Origin of the sequence: uncultured Meiothermus sp., assembly GCF_937863175.1 — a bacterium.
Taxonomy (GTDB): Bacteria; Deinococcota; Deinococci; order Deinococcales; family Thermaceae; genus Meiothermus.
This window is the reverse complement of sequence record NZ_CALMCQ010000122.1, coordinates 1-2,413: the sequence shown is the minus strand read 5'-3', so window position 1 is coordinate 2,413 and position 2,413 is coordinate 1. Positions and strand designations below refer to the sequence as shown.

Annotated in this window: 2 protein-coding genes, 1 tRNA gene and 1 pseudogene; all 4 read left to right on the top strand. The window is 58.8% G+C overall.

Annotated features, from left to right (window positions below; translation table 11 throughout):
- Window positions 1-6 precede the first annotated feature (6 nt).
- Window positions 7-93, top strand: a tRNA-Leu gene (locus Q0288_RS04940).
- Window positions 94-406: 313 nt separating this feature from the next.
- Window positions 407-1,332: pseudogene (locus Q0288_RS04935) on the top strand (threonine/serine dehydratase).
- Between the two features lie 236 nt (window positions 1,333-1,568).
- Window positions 1,569-2,054, top strand: a complete 486-nt coding sequence (gene rimP / locus Q0288_RS04925; protein ID WP_299428053.1) for a ribosome maturation factor RimP — start codon at window positions 1,569-1,571, stop codon at window positions 2,052-2,054.
- 82 nt (window positions 2,055-2,136) lie between these two features.
- Window positions 2,137-2,413, top strand: a 277-nt coding sequence (locus Q0288_RS04920) for a NusA N-terminal domain-containing protein (RefSeq protein WP_299428050.1), incomplete at its 3' end; no start/stop codon positions are given.

Here is a 2,413-nt window from a genome sequence, read left to right as displayed (position 1 = left end):
CCCGGGGCCGGGATGGCGGAATTGGTAGACGCACATGATTCAGGGTCATGCGCCCGCAAGGGTGTGCAGGTTCAAGTCCTGTTCCCGGCACCAAGCCACCCCTCTGTAAAGAGGGGTTTTTCTCTGGCACCCCCTTGCTAACGATTCAGTGGTCTGGTAGCAGGATTTATATCATTCTTGTCCCACGCTGCAACCGAAAAACAAAAGTTGAAGGTCGAAGGTCAGATCAGGCACTGCATCTCAACGCTCAACCCTCGACCCGACCCGTGAACCGCGACTGCATCGGCCAAAATTAACTCGCGGAACCACCAGGTGCGCCTTCAGGGAAGACCGCACTGCAGTATCTTTTTCATGATTGCTCGAGGCGACAACCTCGAGACCAGAGCTGCGAGGATATATTGTATTTATGACTTCTCCACGAGATATCCTCGAGGCCGAGCAGCGCATCCGCCCTTATATCCGCAATACCCCAGTGGTCGAGCTGGAACCAGGGGCCTTTGGAGTGGAAGCACTGCTCACACTCAAACTCGAGTCCCTTCAACACGCCGGTTCTTTTAAGCCCAGAGGGGCTTTTAACCGCATTCTCTCGCACCAGGTGCCTGCTGCCGGGGTAATTGCTGCTTCGGGGGGGAATCATGGGGCTGCTGTTGCCTACGCGGCACAACAACTGGGCCTTCGTGCCGAGATTTTTGTCCCCACTGTCTCGACCCCGCCCAAGGTGGAGAAAATTCGCAGCTATGGGGCCGACCTTTATATCGGCGGAGCCAACTATGCCGAAGCGCTGGAGCTCTGCCTCCAGCGCCAGCAGGAAACCGGCGCCCTGTGGGTTTCGGCCTACGAGAGCCCCGAGACCCTGGCCGGTCAGGGGACGGTGGGTAAAGAGTTTGATGAGCAAGCCCCCGATCTCGACACTGTTCTGGTAGCCGTGGGGGGCGGCGGCCTGATCGGAGGCATCGCGGCCTGGTTCCAGGACAACGTGCAGGTGATCGCCGTGGAGCCTGAAAGCTGCCCATCGCTCTACGAGTCGCAAAAGCCGGGCGACCGGTTGATGTAAAGACCGCTGGCATCGCCGCAGACTCGCTGGGGGCCAGGCGCGTGGGCGATCTGATGTTTGAAATTGCCCAGAAGTACCTCCCTCCGGTTCGACTGGTTTCGGACGAGGCCATCCTGGCTGCACAGCAAGCGTTGTGGAAGACCATGCAGCTCGTCGCCGAACCGGGCGGTGCTGCGGCCCTGGCCGCCCTCCTATCCGGGGCCTACAAACCCAGCCGGGGCGAGCGCATTGGCGTTTTGGTGTGTGGTGGTAATACCGATCCGGGTAAGCTGGTCTAGAAGTTGAGGTTATGTTTCGCACTACCCGGAACCAGTCCGCCGGTTCGGTAGCGTAAAAAGAGTCGTTGGGCACACCATCCTCAAGCCCATCGCCTTCAAATCCTGGCTTTTCGCAACCCACCTCACTTTACCCTCTCACCAAATGGTGATAGACTGCTGAGTAGTACGTTCTCCCAAGGATTTCGAGGGGGGTGGGTTGTAAACCCACCCTTCTTTCTTGGGGGGGAGGTGATCGAGTGGAGCGGGACAATTCCCAGCCGGGATCGGCAGCGCTTTTACACCAGTTGGACGAACTGGCTCAGAGCGTGTTGTCACCACTCGGCTACGACGTGCTCGAGGCCAGCCTCAAGAGCGGCAAGAGCCGGGTTCTGCTGGTACGCATCGAGCGCAAGGACGAGGTGCCTGTCTCGGTCTCGGATCTCGAGCGGGCCAACCGTGCCCTGGGTGCCCGGCTGGACACACTCGAGGCCGGACTGCCTGAGCGCTACTTGCTGCAGGTAGAGTCGCCGGGGCCTGACCGCCCGCTCTACACTGCCCGCCACTTTGAACGCTTTGTGGGCCTGAAAGTCAGGGTGCGCAGCAGCGAGGGCAACTTTAGCGGGCGGGTGGGACTGATCAGGGGCGACGAGGTGGAGTTTTTGCTCGATAAGGACGAGACGCGCATCCTCAAGCTGGGTACCTTCAAGGCCAACCTCGCTGAGTGGCCGGATAAACCGAGATGAACCAGTAGCTGATAGCCCATAGCTCAAAACGTTTTCGCGCTCGGCCATTCGCTATCGGCTTCCAACAGAGGAGGAACAATCCGTGAACAAAGACTTTGTAGATGCCCTTTCCCAGGTAGCCCACGAACGCGGGGTCACCAACGATGAGTTGATTTCCAACTTCGAGGAAGCCCTTCGGCTGGCCTATCTGCGACAGAAGGGTTTTCGCCAGAAAGAAGTGGAAGAAGAAGGCAAAGGCCCCATCATCGAGGTACACCTGGATCCCCAGGAGGGTAGCCTCGAGGTGCTGGAAATCAAGCGGGTGGTCGAAACCATCGAAGATACCGACAAGGAAATTGAGCTTGGTACCGCCCAGAAGT